Below are 19,957 nucleotides of genomic sequence, written 5' to 3' on the forward strand. Positions count from 1 at the left end.
GGGCCATCATAGAATCATGGGATGATTGGTTGTCCAATCTCGCGGAACCCCAGGATCCCCCGGTTTCCCTGCGAGAATTCGGCCCGGACCTGACAGCTCACGAGCAAGGAGCACCATGGCGCTGACGTCTCCACGGCGTTCGGCACTCTCCGACCAGGTGATCGCGGAGTTGCGGAACCAGATCACGTCGGGCGAGTGGCCGGTCGGTTCGCGGATTCCGACCGAGCCGGAGCTGGTCGAGCAGCTCGGCGTGGCCCGCAACACCGTGCGCGAGGCGGTGCGGGCCCTGGCGCACAACGGGCTGCTGGACATCCGGCAGGGCTCGGGCACCTATGTGATCGCCACGAGCGAGCTGGCCGGGGTGATGCACCGCCGCTTCGCCGCCGCCGACCCGCGCCATGTCGCGGAGCTGCGCTCGACGCTGGAGTCGTCGGCCGCCCGGCTCGCCGCCGTACGGCGCACCGAGCGCGATCTGCGGCAGCTCGACGCCCTGATGGCTCGGCGGGAGGAGGCGTGGGCCGCCGGGGACGCGGAGGCGTTCGTCGCGGCCGACGCGACCCTGCACCTGGCGGTGGTCGCCGCCTCGCACAACGACGTCCTCACCGAGCTCTACGCGGACCTCGGGGATCTGCTGCGCGAATACCTACGGGATGACGTGGGACCCGAGCTGCGCCCGGAGAACCATATGGATCACGCGCGACTGGTCGAGGCGATCCGGGCCGGGGACGCGGAGACGGCGGCGGTCGAGGCGGCGAGCCACGCGCTGAACTGCTTGGCGGACCGGGTCTAGCCCCGGGAGGACTCCCTCAGAGCGGCGCCGGACGATGGCTGACCCAGGCGGTCGCGATCTCCTTCCAGCAGCGGTCCTCCAGCCGCACGGTCCGCCCCGGCGCCACCGCGACCGCCGCGCCGTCCGCGTCGACGTCCCACCAGCGGGCGCACTCGGTGTGGAGCTGGACCAGGTCGGTGGAGGGGTAGGGGTTGTGGCAGTACGCGACGACCCGGGAGCCCTCGATCGCCGTACGGCACTCTGAGCCGGCCGGTTCGGGCTTGGGGGGTTCCGTCGGCGCACCGGAGTCGGCGCCACGGGCGACGTGGACTCCCAGGGGTACGGCGAGTGCGGCGACGGCCGCCGATGCGGCCAGCAGGAGACGGGTGCGGCGACGCGTGGGGCGCACAGCGATCTCCCTCCCGCAGCCCGACAGAAGTCCGGTTCCTCCACATTCTGCAGTGGACCGGCCGACTTTTCGACCGGAGCGGCCGCATACGGTAACGGCCCCCGGTCGCGTACCGCCTCCGCAGAGACGCGGGGGGGTACGCGGCCGGGGGCCGTCTCGCAGGGGTGGTGCGCGGTCAGGCGCCCATCATGTGCACGCCGCTGTCGACGTGGATGATCTCGCCCGTCGTCCGCGGGAAGAAGTCGGAGAGCAGCGCCACGATGCCGCGGCCGGCCGGCTCCGGGTCGGACATGTCCCAGGCGAGCGGGGCACGGTGGTTCCAGACGTCGGCCAACTCCGAGAAGCCCGGGATGGACTTGGCGGCCATGGAGCCGATCGGCCCGGCGGAGATCAGGTTGCAGCGCAGCCCGTCCTTGCCCAGGTCACGGGCGAGGTAGCGGGAGGTGGCCTCCAGCGCGGCCTTGGCCGGGCCCATCCAGTCGTACTGCGGCCAGGCGTACTGGGCGTCGAAGGTGAGGCCGACGATCGAGCCGCCCTCGCTCATCAGCGGCTTGCAGGCCATGGCCAGCGACTTCAGGGAGAACGCCGAGACGTGCATCGCGGTGGCCACGGACTCGAACGGGGTGTTGAGGAAGTTGCCGCCGAGCGCGTCCTGCGGCGCGAAGCCGATGGAGTGGACGACGCCGTCCAGCGAACCGAGCTCCTCACGGACCAGGCCTTCCAGCCGGTCCAGGTGCTCCTGGTTGGTCACGTCGAGCTCGATGACCTTTGCCGGCTTCGGCAGCTTCTTGGCGATGCGCTCGGTCAGGGTGGGGCGGGGGAAGGCCGTGAGGATGACCTCGGCACCCTGCTCCTGGGCCACCTTCGCGGCGTGGAACGCGATGGACGACTCCATCAGCACCCCGGTGATGAGGATGCGCTTGCCGTCGAGAATTCCGCTCATGGTGATCAGTGACCCATGCCCAATCCGCCGTCAACGGGGATGACGGCTCCAGTGATGTACGACGCGTCGTCGGAGGCGAGGAAGCGCACCGCGGCGGCGATCTCCTCGGGCCGCGCGTAGCGGCCCAGCGGCACCTGGGACACGATGCCCTTTCGCTGCTCCTCGGTGAGCACCTGGGTCATGTCGGTGTCGACAAAACCGGGGGCGACGACGTTGAAGGTGATGTTCCGCGAGCCGAGTTCCCGGGCCAGCGACCGGGCGAACCCGACCAGTCCGGCCTTGGAGGCGGCGTAGTTCGCCTGGCCCGCCGAGCCGAGGAGGCCGACGACGGAGGAGATCAGGACGACGCGGCCCTTCTTGGCGCGCAGCATGCCGCGGTTGGCGCGCTTGACGACGCGGAAGGTGCCGGTGAGGTTGGTGTCGACGACGGAGGTGAAGTCCTCCTCGGACATCCGCATCAGCAACTGGTCCTTGGTGATACCGGCGTTGGCGACCAGCACCTCCACGGGACCGTGCTTCTCCTCGATCTCCTTGTAGGCCTGCTCCACCTGCTCGGCGTCGGTGATGTCGCAGCGGACCGCGAGGACACCGACCTCGGTGAGGGCCTGGGGAGGCTCGCCGGAGCGGTAGGTGATCGCTACCTGGTCGCCGTTGTCGGCGAAGGCGCGGGCGATGGCGAGGCCGATGCCCCGGTTTCCTCCGGTGACGAGAACCGAGCGGCTCAACGGATCACCCTTTCCTTGGCGGTGTGGTGCGCAGTCCATGGCGGGCTGGTACGTCGAAAACCTATCGGTACCGTGCGCCGATCGAGGAATCGGGCCCTGACAGTGGCTCGTCCGGGGCGCTGTGGGGTTCCTACAGTCCGCGCGGTTGCGTGCCGGGCACACACGTCCGCGATATCCCCGGCTTTCCCCGCCTTCCGCATGGTTCACTGCCGTCGTGTATCGAGAAGGGAATTCCCTGTGCCCCACGAGGTAGATCAGTCATTCCTGGCCCTGCCGCTGCGCGCGCTGGCCGACGCGGCGCTCGCGCGGGCGCGGGCGCTCGGCGCCACGCACGCCGACTTCCGGCTGGAGCGGGTGCGCAGCGCCTCCTGGCGGTTGCGGGACGCGCGGCCTGCCGGGGCTTCGGACAGTACGGACCTCGGGTACGCGGTGCGGGTGGTGCACGGCGGGGCCTGGGGGTTCGCCTCGGGCGTCGACCTGACGATGGACGCGGCGGCGAAGGTGGCCTCGCAGGCCGTCGCCATGGCCAAGCTGTCCGCGAAGGTGATCGCCGCCGCCGGGTCCGATGAACGCGTGGAGCTGGCGGACGAGCCGGTGCACGGCGAGCGGACCTGGGTCTCGGCGTACGACGTCGACCCGTTCTCCGTACCGGACGAGGAGAAGGCGGCGCTGCTCGCCGAGTGGAGCGGGCGGCTGCTGGGCGCGGACGGGGTGGCGCATGTGGACGCGTCCCTGATGACCGTGCACGAGAACAAGTTCTACGCGGACACCGCCGGGACCGTCACCACGCAGCAGCGGGTGCGCATCCAGCCGCAGTTCACCGCCGTCGCGGTGGACTCCACGACCGGTGAGTTCGACTCCATGCGGACCATCGCACCGCCCGCGGGACGCGGCTGGGAGTACCTGACCGGGACCGGCTGGGACTGGGACGCCGAGTTGGAGCAGATCCCCGGGCTGCTCGCGGAGAAGATGCGGGCACCGAGCGTCGAGGCGGGGACGTACGACTTGGTCGTCGACCCGTCGAACCTCTGGCTGACCATCCACGAGTCGATCGGCCACGCCACCGAGCTGGACCGGGCGCTCGGTTACGAGGCGGCGTACGCGGGCACGTCGTTCGCCACCTTCGACCAGCTGGGCAAGCTGACATACGGCTCCCCCGTCATGAACGTGACCGGTGACCGCACGGCCGAGCACGGTCTCGCGACCATCGGGTACGACGACGAGGGCGTCGAGGCGCAGTCCTGGGACCTGGTCAAGGACGGCACGCTGGTCGGCTACCAGCTGGACCGCCGGATCGCGAAGCTCACGGGTCTGGGCCGCTCCAACGGGTGCGCGTACGCGGACTCGCCGGGCCACGTCCCCGTGCAGCGCATGGCGAACGTGTCGCTCGAGCCGGACCCGGGAGGGCTGTCGACGGAGGACCTGATCGGCGGGGTCGAGCGCGGGATCCATGTCGTCGGCGACCGGTCCTGGTCGATCGACATGCAGCGCTACAACTTCCAGTTCACCGGGCAGCGGTTCTTCCGCATCGAGAACGGCAAGCTCGCCGGGCAGCTGCGTGATGTGGCGTACCAGGCGACGACCACGGACTTCTGGGGCTCGATGGAGAAGGTCGGCGGCCCGCAGACGTATGTGCTCGGCGGCGCGTTCAACTGTGGCAAGGCCCAGCCGGGCCAGGTCGCGGCGGTCTCCCACGGCTGCCCCTCCGCCCTCTTCCGAGGCGTGAACATCCTCAACACGACGCAGGAGGCCGGACGATGAACGGCGACCACGGAACCGGCGGGGGGTCCGGGGGTCGTCCCCCGGGCAGGCACAGTCTCAACACGACGCAGGAGGCCGGACGATGAGCCGCGTCAGCAAGCCGTACGAGATCGTCGAGCGGGCCCTGGAGCTGTCCACCACGGACGGTCTGGTGGTCATCGCCGACGAGCACTCCTCCGCAAATCTGCGCTGGGCGGGCAACGCGCTCACCACCAACGGGGTGACCCGGGGGCGGACCCTCACCGTCATCGCGACCGTCGACGGTGCGCAGGGCACGGCCTCCGGCGTCGTCTCCCGGTCCGCCGTGACCGCCGACGACCTGGAGCCGCTTGTGCGGGCCGCCGAGGCCGCCGCCCGGGGTGCGGGTCCCGCCGAGGACGCGCAGCCGCTGGTCAGCGGGGTGCCCTCGTCCCCCGACTTCACGGACGCGCCCGCCGAGACCGGCTCCGAGGTCTTCGCCGACTTCGCCCCGGCGCTCGGTGACGCCTTCGCCCGGGCCCGCTCCGGCGGCCGCGAGCTGTACGGGTTCGCCAACCACGAGCTGACCTCCACCTACCTGGGTACGTCGACGGGGCTGCGGCTCCGCCACGACCAGCCGACGGGGACGCTGGAGCTGAACGCCAAGTCCCCGGACCGGACCCGATCCGCGTGGGCGGGCCGGTCGACGCGCGACTTCAAGGACGTCGACCCGGCGGCCCTCGACGCGGAGCTGGCGCAGCGGCTGCGCTGGGCGGAGCGGCGTATCGACCTGCCCGCCGGGCGGTACGAGACCCTGCTGCCGCCGACCGCCGTGGCGGACCTGCTGATCTACCAGCTCTGGTCGTCCACCGCGCGGGACGCCGTGGAGGGGCGGACGGTGTTCTCCAAGCCGGGCGGGGGCACGCGGCTCGGCGAGACGCTGGCTCCGCTCCCGCTGACCCTGCGCAGCGACCCGCACGCGCCGGGCCTGGAGTCGGCGCCCTTCGTGATCGCCCACTCCTCCGGCGACAGCGCTTCCGTCTTCGACAACGGACTGCCTCTGGCCCCGACGGACTGGGTGCGGGACGGAGAGCTGGAGCGGCTGACGACGACCCGGCACACCGCGGCCCTTACCGGGCTGCCGGTCGCCCCGGCCGTCGACAACCTGGTGCTGGACGGGGGCGGTGAGCGGTCGCTGGAGGAGATGGTGGCCGCGACGACCGGGCGGGCGCTCCTGCTGACCTGCCTCTGGTACATCCGCGAGGTGGACCCGGCGACGCTGCTGCTGACCGGGCTGACCCGGGACGGCGTCTACCTGGTGGAGGACGGCGAGGTGGTCGGCGAGGTGAACAACTTCCGGTTCAACGAGTCGCCGGTGGACCTGCTGTCGAGGGCGTCGGAGGCGGGCCGTACGGAGAAGACGCTGCCGCGCGAGTGGGGCGACTGGTTCACCCGGGCCGCGATGCCCGCGCTGCGCATCCCGGACTTCAACATGAGCTCGGTCAGCCAGGGGGTGTGACCCGCCTAGACTGACCCGTACATCCCCACGAAACGCAAGGAGCACCGGAACCGTGACGGACATCGTCGACGAGCTGAAGTGGCGCGGGCTGTTCGCCCAGTCCACTGACGAGGACGCATTGCGCAAGGCTCTCGCGGACGGTCCCGTCACCTTCTATTGCGGCTTCGACCCGACCGCGGCGAGCCTGCACGTGGGGCACCTCGTGCAGGTCCTCACCGTGCGCCGGCTCCAGCAGGCGGGGCACCGCCCGCTCGCCCTGGTCGGCGGGGCCACCGGTCAGATCGGTGACCCGCGCCCGACCGCCGAGCGCACGCTGAACGACCCGGAGACCATCGCGGCCTGGGTGCAGCGGCTGCGGGAGCAGATCGAGCCCTTTCTCACCTTCGAGGGCCCGAACGCGGCGACGATGGTCAACAACCTGGACTGGACCGCGGGGATGTCCGCGATCGAGTTCCTGCGGGACATCGGCAAGCACTTCCGGGTCAACAAGATGCTCACCAAGGACTCGGTCGCGCGCCGGCTGGAGTCGCAGGAGGGCATCAGCTACACGGAGTTCAGCTACCAGCTGCTCCAGGGGATGGACTTCCTGGAGCTGTACCGCCGCTACGGCTGCGTCCTCCAGCAGGGCGGCAGCGACCAGTGGGGCAACCTCACCGCGGGCATCGACCTGATCCACCGCCTGGAGCCGGGTGCCACCGTGCACGCGCTGGCGACGCCGCTGATGGTGAAGGCGGACGGGACCAAGTTCGGCAAGTCCGAGAGCGGCGCCGTCTGGCTGGACCCGGAGATGACCACGCCGTACGCGTTCTACCAGTTCTGGCTGAACGTGGACGACCGGGACATCTCCCGCTACATGCGCATCCTCAGCTTCAAGAGCCGTGAGGAGCTCGAGGAGCTGGAGCAGCTGACCGAGGAGCGGCCGCAGGCGCGTTCCGCGCAGCGGGCGCTGGCCGAGGAGCTGACCGCGCTGGTGCACGGCGGGGCGCAGTGCGCGGCGGTCATCGCGGCGTCGAAGGCGCTGTTCGGCCAGGGCGACCTGGCCGAGCTGGACGAGACGACGCTGAGCGCGGCCCTCTCCGAGGTGCCGCACGCCCGGGTCCGCGAGCTCGGCCCGCTGGTGGACCTTCTGGTGGAGGTCGGTCTCGCACCGAGCAAGTCGGGTGCCCGGCGCACGGTCAAGGAGGGCGGCGCCTACGTGAACAACGTGAAGGTCGCCGACGGTGAGGTCGCGCCGGCCGCCGGGGAGCTGCTGCACGGTCGCTGGCTGGTGCTGCGCCGGGGCAAGAAGAACCTGGCGGCCGTGGAGGTAGTCCCGGCCGGCTGAGGCTCGCCGTACCGCACCACAGCGCCGCGGCCGGACACGCTTTTCCTCGTGTGTCCGGCCGCGGCGCTGTGCTTTGCTGCTGTGCTGTCCAGCCCCGGGTCAGGTTCTGTTCTTGTTGCCGCGGATGGACTGCCAGGCCATGTCCCCGACACCGACGACGGCCACGGCACCGATCAGCTGGAGCAGATGGCGGATCCAGTCGATGCCCTTGGTGTCCTCGACGCCGATCCAGCTGGCCACGGCGTTACCGAGGATGGAGCCGAGAATGCCGAACACGGCCGTCAGCCAGAGTGGGATGTCTTGTTTGCCCGGCAGGATCGCTCGTGCGATCACACCAAGCACCAGGCCCACGATGATTGCCCACAACCAGCTCATTTCGCCTCCTCGTACGGCGCGGAGTGCGCTGCCGCCCAGTCTTGGGCGGCCGGCGGTCGGCCGCACTCCGGGCTGGGCCGTAAGGGTGGGGGCGTCAAGGGCGGCGGTGGGCGCGCCCCGGTCTTCGGTACACGGGGTACCCGGCGTACCGTGGATGCGGCCCGGTCCCGGAGCGTCCGGCACAGAGATCTGGTGGTGGAACACATGCTGCGGAAGAGCGACGAGGTGGAGGTCTTCCGGATCACGGAGGCCCGTCAGGGCCTGGCCGACGATGTGCGGGGCAGGCAGCGGCGCTATGTGATCTCGATGTCCGTGCGTACGGTGTCGGTGGTGCTGGCCGCGGTGCTGTGGAACGTGGAGCGGCATGTCGCGATCGTGGCGCTCGCTCTGGGAGTGCTGCTGCCGTACGTGGCGGTGGTCATCGCCAACGCGGGCCGGGAGAGCGCCCCTTCACTGCCGTCGGCGTATCTCACCGCACCGGTGCGGCCCGCCGTGGAGGCCGCTCCGACCGCCGGTCGCGCCGAGTCCGAGGGCCACGAGGGGCGGGCCGGGTGGGTGCCCCCGTCACAGGAGCACATCTGAGCCCGCGCGTCCCGCGAAGCTCCGGAAAGGCTCAGATCAATCATGACGTTCCGGTGCACCGGACCCCGGTGCCCGTGACATACTTCAGAGGCGCTCCGCATCCCCCGTCGGAGCGATGGACCGACGCCGGGCAGCTCCCCCCGTGGCTGCTCGGCGTCGCCGTTCCTCCGGCCGGGGATGCGTCGTTCAGCGTGCGGAGCACCTGACTTAGGCTGGGTGCCGTGATCTTCCCCGAGACATCCGCCGAGAGCGCCGCTGGTGCCCCGATCTGTTCCGCCAAGGGCTGCCGGGCCGACGCGGTCTGGGTGCTCGCCTGGAACAACCCCAAGCTGCACACGCCCGAGCGGCGCAAGACCTGGCTGGCCTGCGACGAGCACCGGGAGCACCTGTCGCAGTTCCTGGGCGTACGAGGCTTCCTCAAGGATGTCGTGGCGCTCGCCGACTGGGAGTCCGGGAGCCCATGAAGGGGTTGGTCAGCCGCCGATCGCCGACATCGGGCGGTCCGGCTGCAGGAACGACGGGTCGTCCAGTCCGGAGCCCGCCTTCTTGCCCCACATGGCGACCTTCCAGAGGCGGGCTATCTCCTCGTCCGGCGCGTCCGAGCGCAGGGCGGAGCGCAGGTCGGTCTCCTCGCGGGCGAAGAGGCAGGTGCGGATCTGTCCGTCGGCGGTGAGCCGGGTGCGGTCGCAGGCGCGGCAGAACGGGCGGGTGACCGAGGCGATCACGCCCACGCGGTGCGGGCCGCCGTCGACGGTCCAGCGCTCGGCGGGGGCGGAGCCGCGGGCTTCGTCGTCCTCGGCGGTGAGGGTGAAGCGCGTGCGCAGCGAGGCCAGGATGTCACCGGCGGTGATCATGCCGTCGCGCTTCCAGCCGTGCTGGGCGTCCAGGGGCATCTGCTCGATGAAGCGGAGCTCGTACGCGTTGGCGACGGCCCAGGCCAGCAGCTCGGGGGCCTCGTCGTCGTTGAGTCCCGGCATCAGGACGGAGTTGACCTTCACCGGGGTGAGGCCGGCCTCACGGGCGGCTTCGAGGCCTTCCAGGACGTCCTTGTGGCGGTCACGGCGGGTGAGGGTCTTGAAGACGTCGGGGCGCAGGGTGTCCAGCGAGACGTTGACCCGGTCGAGGCCTGCGGCCTTGAGGGCGGCGGCGGTCCGCTTGAGTCCGATGCCGTTGGTCGTGAGCGACATGCGGGGGCGCGGGGTGAGGCCGGCGCACTGCTCGACGATGGAGGCGAGGCCGGGACGGAGCAGGGGCTCCCCGCCGGTGAAGCGGACCTCGGTGATGCCGAGGCTGGTGACCGCGATGCGGATCAGGCGCACGATCTCGTCGTCCGAGAGCAACTCGCTCTTGCCGAGCCACTGCAGGCCCTCTTCCGGCATGCAGTAGGTGCACCGCAGATTGCACTTGTCGGTCAGTGACACGCGCAGGTCCGTGGCGACCCTGTCATAGGTGTCGATGAGCACGGTGGCTCTCCTCCCCCGGTGGTGTCGTCGGTACGGACGCTCTCCACCGAGCCTACGTGAGACCGGTGACATCGCAGGGGCCCGTTTGCCACGAGGTGCGGCCGGGCCGCGTCGTAGGACTCTACGACGCGGCCCGGCCCAAGGGGTAGGTGATGCACCGAACGGCTCGGTGAATTCCCTCTCTCAGTGCGCTCCGGTGCCGGTGAGGGACTTGACCTCCAGCTCGGCGTACTTGTCGGTGTCGGGCTTCTCCTTGCCGATCACCGAGCCGAGCCAGCCGAGCAGGAAACCGAGCGGAATCGAGATCAGGCCGGGGTTCTCCAGCGGGAACCAGGCGAAGTCGACGCTCGGGAACATCGAGGTCGGCTTGGAGGAGACGACCGGCGAGAAGAGCACCAGCAGGACGGAGGAGCTGAGCCCGCCGTAGATGGACCAGAGGGCCCCCTGGGTGGTGAACCGCTTCCAGAAGAGGCTGTAGAGGATCGTCGGCAGGTTGGCGGAGGCGGCGACCGCGAACGCGAGGGCCACCAGTCCGGCCACGTTGAGGTCGCGGGCGAGCGCGCCCAGCGCGATGGAGACGATGCCGATGGCGACGGTGGCCCAGCGTGCGGAGCGGACCTCCTCCTTCTCGGTGGCCTTCCCCTTCCGGATCACGTTGGCGTAGATGTCGTGCGCGAACGACGAGGAGGAGGCGAGGGTGAGTCCGGCGACGACGGCGAGGATGGTCGCGAAGGCGACGGCGGAGATCACCGCGAGGAGGATGGCGCCGCCGGTGGATCCGGAGCCGCCGCCGATCTCCAGGGCGGCGAGTGGTGCCGCCGTGTTGCCCGCCTTGTTCGAGGCGATGATGTCGCCGGGCTTGAGGATCGCCGCGGCGCCGAACCCGAGCACGATCGTCATCAGGTAGAAGGCGCCGATGATGCCGATCGCCCAGTTCACGGACTTACGGGCGGCCTTGGCGGTGGGCACGGTGTAGAAGCGGATCAGGATGTGCGGCAGGCCCGCGGTGCCGAGGACCAGGGCGATGCCGAGGGAGATGAAGTCCAGCTTGGAGACGCCGGTGACGCCGTACTTCAGGCCGGGCTCCAGGAAGGCTGCGCCCTTGCCGCTGTTGCTGGCGGCGGTGCCGAGCAGGTCGGAGATGTTGAAGTTGAACTTCAGCAGGATCAGGAAGGTGATGAGCAGGGTGCCCGCGATGAGCAGGACGGCCTTGACCATCTGCACCCAGGTGGTGCCCTTCATACCGCCGATGGTGACGTAAAGGATCATGAGCACGCCGACCAGGGCGACGATGACGATCTTCCCGAAGTCGCTGGTGATGCCGAGCAGCAGAGAGACGAGGACGCCGGCACCGGCCATCTGGGCCAGCAGGTAGAAGATCGAGACGACGATGGTGGACGTACCCGCGGCGGTACGGACGGGGCGCTGGCGCATCCGGTAGGCGAGGACGTCGCCCATGGTGTAGCGGCCGGAGTTGCGCAGGGGTTCGGCGACCAGGAGCAGGGCGACGAGCCAGGCGACGAGGAAACCGATGGAGTAGAGGAAGCCGTCGTATCCGAAGAGGGCGATGGCGCCCGCGATGCCCAGGAAGGACGCCGCGGACATGTAGTCGCCGGAGACCGCGAGCCCGTTCTGGAAGCCGGTGAACTGGCGGCCGCCCGCGTAGAAGTCGGAGGCGCTCTTGGTCTGGCGGCCCGCCCACACGGTGATGAAGAGGGTCGCCACGACGAAGGCGGCGAACAGGGTGATGATCAGTGGCCGGTGTTCGCTCGCGCCTTCGGTGGCGGCGAGCTGGACGGCCGGATAGAGGGTGTGGGCGGCACTCATACGTCGGCCTCCATACGGGACTTGATCGCTTCGGCCTTCGGGTCGAGCTTGGTGGCGGCGTGCCGGGAGTAGAGCACGGCGATGAGGAAGGTGGTGGCGAACTGGGCGAGGCCGAGGACGAGCGCCATGTTGATGTTGCCGGCGACCTTGATGCTCATGAAGCCGCCCGCGTAGTTGCAGAGCAGGACGTAGAGCAGGTACCAGGTCACGAAGGCGACGGTGAGCGGGAAGGCGAAGGAGCGGAACGAGCGGCGCAGGTCGGCGAACTCGGCACTCGCCTGCACCGCGTTGAACGCCTCGGTGGTGGGCTGGGCCGGGCCGGTGTCAAAACGGCCCTCGGGCGGCGGTGCATCGGTAGCCACGGAATCTCCTCGCGACGCGGGTGCGGTGGTCTGGGGGACGGTGGGTGTCATGGGGAGGCCTCGATACCGGGGGACGGTGATGTACCTCCTGGACAACGGCACGGAGGGCGCGACGAAGCGGTTCACCGGATCTTTCGCCTTCTCGGGCCCATCCCGGTGACCGGAAGCCCATCCGTCCCGGTGGCCTGAAGTCGCCCGTACGCCTTCGGCCGCACAGGTGCACTCTTCGAACTCACTTGCCCCAAATCATTGATGTGCCAGGAAGATCAGCGATAGCTTCACTCGTCATGTACGCGACCGAACACGCCAGGTGTCCGGTCGACCGGCACGGATGATGTGGAGAACCCATGGCTCATCTGGCATCGAGACGGACCCGCGCGCTCGCGCTGCCCGTCGGACTCGCGCTCGTCGCCTCGCTCGGCTTCCTGCCGGCGGCGTCGGCCACGGCGGCGCCCACCGGCGCACCGGCCACCGCGACCCCGCGGACCGACGGACCGAAGCTGAGTTACGTCGTCAACACCGGCAGCGGCCGCACCGCCGTCCAGCAGGTGAAGAAGGCCATCACACAGGCCGGCGGCACGGTCGTCATCGCCTATGAGCAGATCGGCGTCATCGTCGCCCACTCGCAGAACCCGGCCTTCGGCGAAACGATCCGCCGGGTACGGGGCGTGCAGTCGGCGGGCGCGACCCGGACCAATCCGATCGTGCCCCAGGCCACCAAGGACGTCGGCGCCATAGCGCAGCCGCTGACCGAGGCTCAGGCGGCGGCAGCGGCCGCCCAGGCGACGGCGGAGCAGGACCCGCTGGAGCCGCTGCAGTGGTCGCTTCCCGCGATCAAGGCGGACAAGGCGCACCAGAAGTCGCTCGGCTCGAAGAATGTGACGGTCGCCGTCATCGACACGGGCGTGGACGACACCCACCCGGACCTGGCACCCAACTTCGACCGCGCCGCCTCCGCCAACTGCGTCACGGGCGCTCCGGACACCACCGCCGGCTCCTGGCGACCGGCGGCGGGCGAGAGCGACCACGGCACGCACGTGGCGGGCACCATCGCCGCGGCGAAGAACGGCTTCGGCGTGACGGGGGTGGCGCCGGGTGTGAAGGTCTCCGGCATCAAGGTCTCCACCCCGGACGGCTTCTTCTACACCGAGGCCGTCGTCTGCGGCTTCCTCTGGGCGGCCGAGCACGGCGTCGAGGTGACGAACAACAGCTACTACACCGACCCGTGGCTCTACGCCTGCAAGAACGACCCGGACCAGGGCGCCCTGGTCGAGTCCCTCACCCGGGCCGTCAAGTACGCCGAGCGCAAGGGCACGGTCAACGTCGCCGCGGCGGGCAACGCCCGCCACGACCTGTCCCGCACGATCGAGGACCGGACCAGCCCGAACGACACCGAGCCGGTCACCCGGACGATCGACCCGCGGGTCTGCCCCGACATCCCGACCATGCTGCCGGGCGTCGTGACGGTCTCCGCCACGGGCGCCAAGGGCCTCAAGTCCTCGTACTCGAACTACGGCAAGGGCGTCATCGACGTGGCGGCCCCGGGCGGTGACTCGACGGTCTACCAGACCCCCGAGCCGCCGGCCGTCAGCGGGCTGATCCTCTCCACGCTGCCCGGCGACAGGTTCGGCTACAAGGCCGGTACGTCGATGGCGTCCCCGCACGTCGCGGGCGTCGTGGCCCTGATCAAGTCCCGGCACCCGCACGCCTCTCCGGCCGCGGTGAAGGTGCTGCTGGGCCTCCAGGCGGACGCGAAGGCGTGCGGCGAGCCGTACGACTACAACGGTGACGGGGTCATCGACGCGGTCTGCGAGGGCGGCAAGAGCTACAACGGCTTCTACGGGGCCGGAGTGGTGGACGCACTGGACGCGGTCCGCTGGTAGGCGGCAGGCGCGTGACACGGTAGGCACGGCCATCACGGCAGGGGCCCGGGGCAGCTCCCCCGGGCCCCTGCTCGTACGTCCGTACTCCTACGGCCGGTCGGCCCGCCCCGCCCTCACCACCCCGAGGGCCAGCAGGAGCTGCGCGGCGATGTAGGTGAGCATCACCCAGAAGTCAGGGGCGGGCAGCCGGGGCCATTCCGCGATACCGGTGGCGATGAGGGCGTCGGAGAGCAGGAAGAGCGCCCCGCCGGCCGCCGTGTACCGGCCGAGCACACCGGCCCGCCACGCCATCGCGGTGAGCAGCAGGCTGTAGCCGGCCACCGGAACACGCAGCTCCGCCGGGAGGTCGGACCAGATCAGGACGAGGAAGACGGCGAGGACGAGAACGTACGCGACCCCCGTGGTCAGGGCCGCGGGGGCCCGGTCCCGGCCGAACAGCGTCAGGTAGCAGACATGGCCGACGGCGAAGGAGCCCATCCCGAGGAGGAACGCCAGGTCGTTGTCGGCGAGCAGGAACACGTCCCCACCCCACCCGAACAGCAGGGCCACGGTGAGCAGCCGGGGCCCGCCCCGGACGGCGGCGTATCCGGCGAGCAGCGGCATCAGCAGCGGCTTGGCGACCAGGTGGACGGTGTCGTGCCCGGCGAGGAGCCCGGCCAGGTCGACGGCGGCTGCGAGGAGGAAGGCGATGAGCAGGGGCCGGGCGAACCGGCCAGGCCCTGCCGCCTCCGGCCGGGCGGGGCGGGACGCGGTGGCGCTCATCGGGTGTGTCCCGGGGCGGGGGCCGCGGCGGGTACGGAGGCGGGAGCTTCGGCGCGTACGGGAACGGGCTCAGGAACGACGGCTTCGGCGCCCGTTCTGGGAGCGGGCTGCCAGCCCGGCCCCCGGAAGACCCGCCCGGCGCGCTCGCTCCAGCTCCCGGCGGCCCGGACGTCCCGGGCGATGGCGGCGTACTCATGGGTGGCGACGCGCAGCGGGTTGTGGGTGGCGATGTTCTTGGTGAGTCCGTAGACGGGCCGCTCGGTCTCGGCCGCGAAGGACCCGAACATCCGGTCCCAGATGATCAGGATGCCGCCGTAGTTGCGGTCCAGGTAGCTGCCCTGCGAGGCGTGGTGGACGCGGTGGTGCGAGGGCGTGTTGAGGACGTACTCGAAGGGGCGCGGGAGCTTGCCCACGCGTTCGGTGTGGACCCAGAACTGGTAGACGAGGTTGGCCGACTGGCAGAAGGCGAGCGCCGCCGGGTGCACCCCGCAGGCGATGAGCGGGAGGTAGAAGGGCCAGACGGTGGCGGAGGTCCAGGGCTGGCGCAGCGCGGTGGTGAGGTTGAACTTCCGGCTGGAGTGGTGCACCACGTGGCAGGCCCACAGGATCCGGACGACGTGGTGGCCGCGGTGGGACCAGTAGTAGAAGAAGTCCTGGGCCAGGAGCATCAGCAGGACGGTCCACCACAGCACCGGCACCCGCAGTGGCGTCAGCTCGTAGACCCCCATGTAGACGGCCAGGATGGGGATCTTCCACAGCAGGTCGAATCCGAGGCTGCCGAGCCCCATCGTGAGGCTGGTGGCGGCGTCCTTCGTGTCGTACCCGGCGGCGTCCTCGTCGGGGTGGAGGCGGTAGCTGACCATCTCGATCACGGTGAGCAGCACGAAGGCCGGTATTGACCACAGCACGACATCGGGCAGGTTCGGCTCCATGCGAGCACCGTAGGGCCGCGGATCGGTGAGGGCTAGACGTTGTTACCCACAAGTATGCGAGATCTGGTGTCAGCAGTCTTTGGCACCTTCTGCCAATGGCCCGACTGGAGGATGTGCGGGACACGTTGTGGCCGAGAAGGAGAAACACCCGTGTTCGGTACGGAAGTTGCCCTGTCCCGGTCGGCCACGACGGTGATCGGCACCCGAACGTGTCGGACGACCCTCACGATCTGTCGCCGGTGGTGTCCCGGCCGAATAGGGCACTGTCAGTCGCGGCCCGTATTCTCTGTGACCATGCTCGACGACCGCCAGACAGCCGCACCATGGCCGACCGCCTACCCCCAGGGGTACGCGGTCGTCGACGTGGAGACCACCGGCCTCGCCCGCGACGACCGGATAGTGTCCGCCGCCGTCTACCGGCTCGACGCCCTGGGCAATGTCGAGGACCACTGGTACACGCTGGTGAATCCGGAGCGGGACCCCGGTCCCGTCTGGATCCACGGGCTGACGAGCGACGTACTGGAAGGCGCGCCGCTCTTCCCCGAGGTCGCCGCCGAGTTGTCGGCGCGGCTCGCGGGCCGGGTGCTCGTCGCGCACAACGCGGCGTTCGACTGGTCGATGATCGCCCGGGAGTACGCCCGGGCCGCGGTGGTCGCCCCGGTCGAGCAGCGGCTCTGCACGATCGCGCTCGCCAAGGAGCTGCGGCTGCCGCTGCCCAACCACAAGCTGGCCTCCCTCGCCGCCCACTTCGGCGTCGTACAGCAGCACGCCCACCACGCCCTGGACGACGCCCGGGTGCTGGCCGAGGCGTTCCGGCCGAGTCTGCACGCGGCGGCCCGGGGCGGGGTGCGGCTGCCGTTGCTGGAGTGCCGGCCGCTGACCGAGTGGTCCGACTCCCCCGTCGCCCCGCGCGTCGGGTATCAGCCCGCGCGGCAGCCGAACAGCTGGCGGCCCTCGCGGAAGCGGCCGGCCTGCCCGTATCCCAATCCGGGGCGGTACGAGAAGGAGAAGCCGCTCAAGCAGGGGATGCGGGTGGCGTTCTCCGGGGACACCTCGATCGACCGGGAGCTGCTGGAGGACCGGGCGGTGGAGGCGGGGCTTCATGTGGCGACCAGCGTGTCGCGGCTGACCAGTCTGCTGGTGACCAACGACCCGGACGCGGCGACGTCGAAGACGCAGAAGGCGAAGTCGTTCGGCACGCCGATCCTGGAGGAGAGCTCCTTCACCCATCTGCTGCGCGATGTGGCGCCCGCCGACGGGGTCGTCCTCCCGCACCAGGCGCCGCCACCGTCATCGGAGTGAACCGGGCGCGACTCGCCCGGAGTCCGCTGGCCCGTCGCCGCCCCGCGTCCCACCCTGTGGCGCATGGCACGTTGCGAGGTTTGCGGAAACGACTACGGCATGTCCTTCGAGGTGCACGCGCAGGGCGCGGTGCACGTCTTCGACTGCTTCTCCTGCGCCATCCACCGCATGGCGCCGATCTGCGAGCACTGCCGGGTCCAGGTGATCGGGCAGGGCGTCGAGGCCGACGGGCACTGGTACTGCGGCGCCCACTGCGCCCGCGCCGAAGGGAGGGCGGGCATCGTGGACAAAGTGTGAGGGAACATCCCTTTGCCGGGCCTGCCCGGCAGTACCCCTGAGTGCCGCGCCCCATGACCCCGGTTGTACGGTCATGGGGTGTACCGCTTCCTGTTGACCCGGCAGTGGGTGATTCTCACCCTGCTGGCTCTCGTCCTGATGCCGACCATGGTCGAGCTGGGTTTCTGGCAGTTGCACCGGCATCAGCACCGGGTCGCGCAGAACGAGCTGATCTCGCGGAACCTCAAGGCGCAGCCGCTCCCGGTCACCGATCTCACCTCCCCCGGGCACACCGTCCCGCGCGCCGACTACTGGCGGGCGGTGATGGCGACCGGCACGTTCGACAGCGAGCACGAGGTGGTGGTCCGCCGGCGTACGTCCGAGGACGACAAGATCGGCGTGCATGTGCTGACGCCGCTGGACCTCAGGGACGGGGGCACCGTCCTGGTCAACCGGGGCTGGGTGCCCGCCGCGCCGAACCAGACGGCGTATCCGGACGTGCCGCCCGCCCCCCAGGGCGAAGTGACCGTCACCGGGCGGCTCAAGGCGGACGAGACGACCGGCAGCAGCGGCATCAAGGATCTGGCGGGGCTGCCGGACCGGCAGGTGATGCTGATCAACAGCGAGCAGCAGGCGCATCTGCTCTCCCGCGAGGTCCTCGGCGGGTACATCGAGCAGACCGCACCGCAGCCCGCGGGCGGGCTGCCCGAGCAGATCCCCGACCCCGACGACAGCTCCATCGGCGCGCACATGGCGTACGCCGTCCAGTGGTGGCTGTTCGTCGCCGCAGTTCCGGTCGGCTGGGTCATCCTCGTACGGCGGGAGAAGCGCGACCGCGAGGAGGCCGCCGCGAAGGGTGAGCCGACCGGTACCGCCGCCGAGCGGCCGGAGACCGCGAGCGCCTGAGAGCCTTTCGGTCCAGGGGTTCTGAGAGCTCCGGCACACCGAGGGGCTGGTTGACGAGGGTCCTGTTCGGGAACACGCCAGAGCGTGACCCCACGCATTGAGGACTACGCCCTGATCGGCGATCTCCAGACCGCCGCGCTCGTCGGCAGGAACGGTTCGATCGACTGGCTCTGCCTGCCCCGCTTCGACTCCGGCGCCTGCTTCGCCGCTCTGCTCGGCACCGAGGAGAACGGCCACTGGCGCATCGCCCCGCAGGGAGCCGGGCCCACGGACACCTGCACCCGACGGGGTTACACGGGGGGTTCGCTCGTCCTGGAGACGTACTGGGAGACCCGGACCGGCACGGTCAAGGTCATCGACTTCATGCCGCAGCGGGACAAGTCGCCCGATGTGATGCGGATCGTCGAGGGCGTCAGCGGCACCGTCGACATGAGCTCCGTCCTGCGGCTGCGCTTCGACTTCGGATCCGTGGTGCCGTGGGTACGCCGGTCGCACGGCCACCGGGTCGCGGTCGCCGGCCCCGACTCCGTCTGGCTGCGCAGCGAACCGCCGGTCAAGACGTGGGGCCAGCAGTTCAGCACCTGCTCCTCGTTCACCGTCACCGAGGGCGAGAGCGTGGCGTTCGTCCTCACCTGGCACCCCTCGCACTCGCCCCGGCCGAAACTGATCGACCCGCACAAGGCGCTGAAGCACACGCTGCACGACTGGGCGAAGTGGACCGCCAGGTGCACCTACGAGGGCCCGTACCGCGAGGCCGTGATGCGCTCGCTGATCATCCTGAAGGCGCTGACGTACGCCCCGACGGGCGGCATCGTGGCGGCCCCGACCACCTCGTTGCCGGAGGAGATCGGCGGCGTACGGAACTGGGACTACCGCTTCTGCTGGCTGCGGGACGCGACGCTCACCCTCGGGGCGATGGTCTCGGCCGGCTATCTGGAGGAGGCGGCGGCCTGGCGCGACTGGCTGCTGCGGGCCGTGGCCGGGGATCCGGCGGACCTCCAGATCATGTACGGGCTCGCGGGCGAGCGCCGGCTCCCCGAGATGGAGCTGCCCTGGCTCGCCGGGTACGAGAACTCCCGCCCGGTGCGCACCGGCAACGCGGCGGTCCGCCAGCGCCAGCTGGATGTCTACGGGGAGGTCATCGACGCGCTCCGGCTCGCCCGCGTCGCCGGTCTGGACGACAAGCCGCACGCCTGGAACCTCCAGCTCAGCCTGCTCGGCTTCCTGGAGTCCTCGTGGCGGGAGCCGGACGAGGGGCTGTGGGAGATCCGCGGCCCGCGGCGCCACTTCGTGCACTCCAAGGTGATGGCCTGGGTCGCCGCCGACCGGGCGGTGCGCTCGCTGGAGGAGAACCCCGAGCTGCCCGGAGACGCGGACCGCTGGCGGGCGATGCGGGACGCCGTGCACGCCGAGGTGTGCGAGAAGGGGTACGACCCCGCGCGGAACACCTTCACCCAGTCCTACGGGTCGCGGGAGCTGGACGCGGCGACGCTGCTCATCGTGCGGACCGGGTTCCTGCCGCCCGACGACCCCCGGGTCATCGGCACGGTCGACGCGGTCCGCGACGAGCTGGGCAGCGACGGGCTGGTCCGCCGCTACAGCACCGAGGGGGTCTCCGTCGACGGGCTGCCCGGCGACGAGGGGGCGTTCCTCGCCTGCTCGTTCTGGCTGGTGGACGCCTTGCAGCGGATCGGCAGGCCCGGTGAGGCGCGGGAGCTGTTCGAGCATCTGCTGGAGCTCCGCAGCGATGTGGGGCTGCTGGCCGAGGAGTACGACGTCGCGGCCGGGCGGCAGCTGGGCAACTTCCCCCAGGCGTTCAGCCATATCGGACTGGTCAACTCCGCGGTCGACCTCGCCGGGGTGGACCCGGCAGGATAGG

20 protein-coding genes are annotated in these 19,957 nt (G+C 70.5%); 11 read left to right on the top strand and 9 right to left on the bottom strand.

Translation table 11 applies throughout. From position 1 onward, the window contains the following. The first annotated feature begins 115 nt into the window (after window positions 1-115). Complete coding sequence (locus AMK21_RS20425) at window positions 116-790, top strand: FadR/GntR family transcriptional regulator (RefSeq protein ID WP_073879976.1); 675 nt, start codon at window positions 116-118, stop codon at window positions 788-790. Window positions 791-806: 16 nt separating this feature from the next. On the opposite strand, the gene AMK21_RS20430 is transcribed toward AMK21_RS20425, so the two are convergent. The 3 genes from AMK21_RS20430 to fabG all read right to left on the bottom strand — a co-directional run bounded on the left by AMK21_RS20430 (window position 807) and on the right by fabG (window position 2,846). Beyond that, a complete protein-coding gene (locus tag AMK21_RS20430; RefSeq protein ID WP_073879978.1) occupies window positions 807-1,178 on the bottom strand; it encodes a hypothetical protein in 372 nt (123 codons plus the stop codon). Window positions 1,179-1,353: 175 nt separating this feature from the next. Continuing rightward, window positions 1,354-2,121, bottom strand: a complete 768-nt coding sequence (gene fabI, locus AMK21_RS20435; RefSeq protein WP_073879980.1) for an enoyl-ACP reductase FabI — start codon at window positions 2,119-2,121, stop codon at window positions 1,354-1,356. A gap of 5 nt (window positions 2,122-2,126) precedes the next feature. Further along, window positions 2,127-2,846 (bottom strand): 3-oxoacyl-[acyl-carrier-protein] reductase, encoded by a 720-nt coding sequence (gene fabG / locus AMK21_RS20440; protein WP_073879982.1) that lies wholly within the window; start codon window positions 2,844-2,846, stop codon window positions 2,127-2,129. 237 nt (window positions 2,847-3,083) lie between these two features. Here fabG and AMK21_RS20445 point away from each other — a divergent pair, with 237 nt between their 5' ends. The 3 genes from AMK21_RS20445 to tyrS all read left to right on the top strand — a co-directional run bounded on the left by AMK21_RS20445 (window position 3,084) and on the right by tyrS (window position 7,408). After that, window positions 3,084-4,607: a TldD/PmbA family protein gene (locus AMK21_RS20445; protein WP_073879984.1), complete on the top strand. Its 1,524-nt coding sequence runs from the start codon at window positions 3,084-3,086 to the stop codon at window positions 4,605-4,607. Window positions 4,608-4,689: 82 nt separating this feature from the next. Continuing rightward, entirely contained in the window at window positions 4,690-6,084 is a 1,395-nt protein-coding gene (locus tag AMK21_RS20450) for a metallopeptidase TldD-related protein (RefSeq protein WP_073879986.1), read from the top strand. A 52-nt stretch (window positions 6,085-6,136) separates the two neighbouring features. Next, window positions 6,137-7,408: a tyrosine--tRNA ligase gene (gene tyrS / locus AMK21_RS20455; RefSeq protein ID WP_073879988.1), complete on the top strand. Its 1,272-nt coding sequence runs from the start codon at window positions 6,137-6,139 to the stop codon at window positions 7,406-7,408. Between the two features lie 99 nt (window positions 7,409-7,507). Here the strand turns inward: tyrS and AMK21_RS20460 are convergent, their stop codons facing one another. Beyond that, window positions 7,508-7,783, bottom strand: coding sequence for a GlsB/YeaQ/YmgE family stress response membrane protein (locus AMK21_RS20460; RefSeq protein WP_073879990.1), 276 nt, complete (start codon window positions 7,781-7,783; stop codon window positions 7,508-7,510). 204 nt (window positions 7,784-7,987) lie between these two features. Here AMK21_RS20460 and AMK21_RS20465 point away from each other — a divergent pair, with 204 nt between their 5' ends. Together AMK21_RS20465 and AMK21_RS20470 are read left to right on the top strand one after the other, a co-directional pair. Beyond that, entirely contained in the window at window positions 7,988-8,365 is a 378-nt protein-coding gene (locus AMK21_RS20465) for a DUF3099 domain-containing protein (protein WP_107429961.1), read from the top strand. 221 nt (window positions 8,366-8,586) lie between these two features. Beyond that, a complete protein-coding gene (locus AMK21_RS20470; RefSeq protein WP_073879992.1) occupies window positions 8,587-8,829 on the top strand; it encodes a hypothetical protein in 243 nt (80 codons plus the stop codon). 9 nt (window positions 8,830-8,838) lie between these two features. Here AMK21_RS20470 and moaA read toward each other — a convergent pair whose 3' ends face one another. From moaA to AMK21_RS20485, 3 genes are all read right to left on the bottom strand, one after another. After that, complete coding sequence (gene moaA, locus AMK21_RS20475) at window positions 8,839-9,828, bottom strand: GTP 3',8-cyclase MoaA (protein ID WP_073879994.1); 990 nt, start codon at window positions 9,826-9,828, stop codon at window positions 8,839-8,841. 183 nt (window positions 9,829-10,011) lie between these two features. Then, entirely contained in the window at window positions 10,012-11,655 is a 1,644-nt protein-coding gene (locus tag AMK21_RS20480; RefSeq protein ID WP_073879996.1) for a cation acetate symporter, read from the bottom strand. Beyond that, a complete protein-coding gene (locus tag AMK21_RS20485) occupies window positions 11,652-12,017 on the bottom strand; it encodes a DUF485 domain-containing protein (protein WP_073879998.1) in 366 nt (121 codons plus the stop codon). Before AMK21_RS20485 ends, AMK21_RS20480 begins: the two co-directional genes overlap by 4 nt. Before the next feature lie 347 nt (window positions 12,018-12,364). On the opposite strand from AMK21_RS20485, the gene AMK21_RS20490 reads away from it, so the two are divergent. Beyond that, entirely contained in the window at window positions 12,365-13,900 is a 1,536-nt protein-coding gene (locus AMK21_RS20490; RefSeq protein ID WP_073880000.1) for a S8 family peptidase, read from the top strand. Window positions 13,901-13,987: 87 nt separating this feature from the next. Here AMK21_RS20490 and AMK21_RS20495 read toward each other — a convergent pair whose 3' ends face one another. Continuing rightward, complete coding sequence (locus AMK21_RS20495; protein ID WP_073880002.1) at window positions 13,988-14,662, bottom strand: lysoplasmalogenase; 675 nt, start codon at window positions 14,660-14,662, stop codon at window positions 13,988-13,990. Beyond that, a complete protein-coding gene (locus AMK21_RS20500) occupies window positions 14,659-15,594 on the bottom strand; it encodes a sterol desaturase family protein (protein WP_073880004.1) in 936 nt (311 codons plus the stop codon). Before AMK21_RS20500 ends, AMK21_RS20495 begins: the two co-directional genes overlap by 4 nt. 288 nt (window positions 15,595-15,882) lie before the next feature. On the opposite strand from AMK21_RS20500, the gene AMK21_RS20505 reads away from it, so the two are divergent. From AMK21_RS20505 to AMK21_RS20520, 4 genes are all read left to right on the top strand, one after another. After that, a complete protein-coding gene (locus AMK21_RS20505) occupies window positions 15,883-16,896 on the top strand; it encodes a DEDDh family exonuclease (protein WP_073880006.1) in 1,014 nt (337 codons plus the stop codon). 63 nt (window positions 16,897-16,959) lie between these two features. Further along, window positions 16,960-17,193 carry a hypothetical protein gene (locus tag AMK21_RS20510; RefSeq protein WP_012381452.1) on the top strand — a complete coding sequence of 78 codons (234 nt, stop codon included), beginning with the start codon at window positions 16,960-16,962 and terminating at the stop codon, window positions 17,191-17,193. 78 nt (window positions 17,194-17,271) lie between these two features. Next, the gene (locus tag AMK21_RS20515; RefSeq protein WP_073880008.1) at window positions 17,272-18,078 is read left to right on the top strand and encodes an SURF1 family protein; all 807 of its coding nucleotides are present in this window, start codon (window positions 17,272-17,274) and stop codon (window positions 18,076-18,078) included. 84 nt (window positions 18,079-18,162) lie between these two features. After that, window positions 18,163-19,956, top strand: coding sequence for a glycoside hydrolase family 15 protein (locus AMK21_RS20520; protein ID WP_073880010.1), 1,794 nt, complete (start codon window positions 18,163-18,165; stop codon window positions 19,954-19,956). Window position 19,957: the final 1 nt, after the last annotated feature.

This window comes from Streptomyces sp. CB00316 (assembly GCF_001905595.1).
Lineage (GTDB): Bacteria > Actinomycetota > Actinomycetes > Streptomycetales > Streptomycetaceae > Streptomyces.